Source organism: Escherichia sp. MOD1-EC7003, from assembly GCF_002965065.1.
Lineage (GTDB): Bacteria > Pseudomonadota > Gammaproteobacteria > Enterobacterales > Enterobacteriaceae > Escherichia.
In genome coordinates this window covers 1-2224 of record NZ_PTRE01000199.1, presented here as the reverse complement: position 1 = coordinate 2224, position 2224 = coordinate 1, and the positions used below count along the sequence as shown (strand labels likewise).

Genomic DNA, 2224 nt, shown 5'->3' with positions numbered 1-2224 from the left:
TAATGACCAATAGCGGACATTAAAAATGGCGAAAAACGGCCAATAATCTTGGCGTTGACAACGTTCTATGAAGCTGAGTGAGCGTAACGACTGGAGTTGCTTCTGCGGTGCTCCGGTGGCGAATGTGAAGTCATACTCTTCGAACGTTTTCACCGCCGGGAAGGCTGCCATTCGGGTATACATCGCCTGTTTACGTTGATGACGTGCCAGTTTTTCTTCATGAAGCAGATGCTCCAGGAAGTCCATATAACTCCATTCCTGGTCTACTGCCTGTTGTGACAGCGCAGGCGCTGCGCTTATAAGGCTTTCCAGTTGCAACTGCCCGGCGAGTGCCATCAGTCGTTGATGCTGCAGTTCCATCATCACGCCACTCCTCTGCAGAATGAGTCGTAGATGGAGAGTGGATGATGCAGGGGGTGTTTGTCGAAGCTCACCAGATTTTCACCAGGATGCACGTCATACTCTTTTTTCTCCGGAGGCAGTGCCAGCATGGACTGCTGCTCTTCGAGCCAGCGATCGCAGGGACGGGCCTGGATTGTTTCATGCTTTCGTTGGTTAGCGACATCGTGCAGCCAGCGCAGACCGTGGCGGTTGGCTGTTTCAACATCGACAGTGATCCCCATCGGGCGCAGGCGAGTCATTAGTGGGATGTAAAAACTATTACGGTTGTACTGCACCATCCGTTCCACCTTACCTTTAGTCTGTGCCCTGAAGGGGCGACACAGTCGGGGAGAGAAGCCCATCTCCTTGCCGAACTGCCACAGCGAAGGATGGAACCGGTGCTGACCGGTCTGATATGCGTCACGTTGCAGAACCACAGTTTTCATATTGTCATACAACACTTCGCGCGGCACACCACCAAAGAAGCGGAACGCATTACGATGGCAGGTCTCCAGCGTGTCATAACGCATATTGTCAGTGAATTCGATGTACAGCATTCGGCTGTATCCGAGAACAGCAACGAACACGTGAAGCGGTGAGCGACCATTACGCATAGTGCCCCAGTCAACCTGCATCTGTCGTCCGGGTTCAGTTTCGAACCGAACGGCAGGCTCCTGCTCCTGAGGAACCGAGAGATCCGCACTGGTCATGCAGAAGTACAGCTGTCAGCAGGCACGGGAGGCAGAGCAGAAAGCCCGCGCGTACCAGGCACTGGTTGCTCAGGCTGAAATCGAACTGGCGTTCAATTCACCGGAAACAGTCGGAAGCTGGCATGCCCGCTGGAGTGACCGGGTGGCAGAGCATGACCTGGAAACCCTGTTCTGGCAGTGGGGCGAGCGTTTTCCGTCACTGGCCGGAATGGAACGCTGGCAGTGGCAGGATATGCCATTCTGGCAGGTTATTGCGGAAGCCAGTCTGGCACCCAGAGAGGCCGGTCATGCTGTCCGTGAGATGGAGCGGTGGATGGTGCCGAACAAACTCCGGGAGGCAGCGTGATGCGGCAATAATCACACGGATTACCCGTGAACTGGTTGAACGACCAGATTATTTTCAGGGAAAGTGAGTGTGGTCAGCGTGCAGGGATATGAGCTATGATGTGCCCGGCGCTTGAGGCTTTCTGCCTCATGACGTGAAGGTGGTTTGTTACCGTGTTGTGTGGCAGAAGGCAGAAAGCCCCGTAGTTAATTTTTCATTAACCCACGAGGCCCCCTGTATGTCTGATCAACAACAGTATGGCCTCTTACCGTGCTTAATGCAAGGAGGAGTAAACCATGAAACTACCGGGAAACGCCCTTATCTGGTGCGTATTAATCGTGTGCTGCACGTTGTTAATATTCACACTCCTGACCCGGGATCGTCTGTGCGAAGTCCGGCTGAAGGACGGATACAGGGAGGTTACGGCAAGTTTGGCTTACGAATCCAGCGGTAAGTAGCAACCTGAAGGCGGGCGCAGGCCCGCCTTTTCAGGGCTGATGCTGGTCTGACTGCACTGAAGCGCCTTTATAAAGGGGCTGCTGGTTCGCCGGTGGCCCCTTTCTCCTTGCTGGCATTGTGCGGGCATGAACAACCAGACTGCCAGGAAGGCCGTTTCCCTCCGGGAACGGGGATGAACGTGCGCCTGCGGCGCCCGTTCTTTTCCCCCGCCTTCTCTGTTTATGACCTGTCAGAAATCACATCACCTTCCCTTTGATTATTCTCTTTTTCCTCCTGTTCTGACTCTGAGTAAGCGGCTCGTCAGAACCGTATTGATATTTACTGAGAGCTCAGATCAACTTTCCAGGGC

The 2224-nt window shown here is 54.0% G+C and carries 2 protein-coding genes and 3 pseudogenes; 3 read left to right on the top strand and 2 right to left on the bottom strand.

The window, feature by feature from the left end:
* Both A7090_RS23515 and istA read right to left on the bottom strand, forming a co-directional pair.
* Positions 1-366 (bottom strand): ATP-binding protein (locus A7090_RS23515; RefSeq protein ID WP_241957293.1); only part of this gene is annotated, 366 nt, incomplete at its 3' end.
* Positions 363-1061: pseudogene (istA, locus tag A7090_RS23510) on the bottom strand (IS21-like element IS100 family transposase); the annotation flags it as partial. The pseudogene istA and the gene A7090_RS23515, both read right to left, overlap by 4 nt.
* 13 nt (positions 1062-1074) lie before the next feature.
* Between istA and A7090_RS23505 the strand changes: the two are divergent.
* From A7090_RS23505 to A7090_RS23500, 3 genes and pseudogenes are all read left to right on the top strand, one after another.
* Positions 1075-1504, top strand: a pseudogene (locus A7090_RS23505) (plasmid SOS inhibition protein A); the annotation flags it as partial.
* A gap of 150 nt (positions 1505-1654) precedes the next feature.
* Positions 1655-1807: pseudogene (locus A7090_RS26830) on the top strand (DUF5431 family protein); the annotation flags it as partial.
* Positions 1752-1874, top strand: a complete 123-nt coding sequence (locus A7090_RS23500; protein WP_273882652.1) for a Hok/Gef family protein — start codon at positions 1752-1754, stop codon at positions 1872-1874. The pseudogene A7090_RS26830 and the gene A7090_RS23500, both read left to right, overlap by 56 nt.
* The last annotated feature ends 350 nt before the right edge of the window (positions 1875-2224 follow it).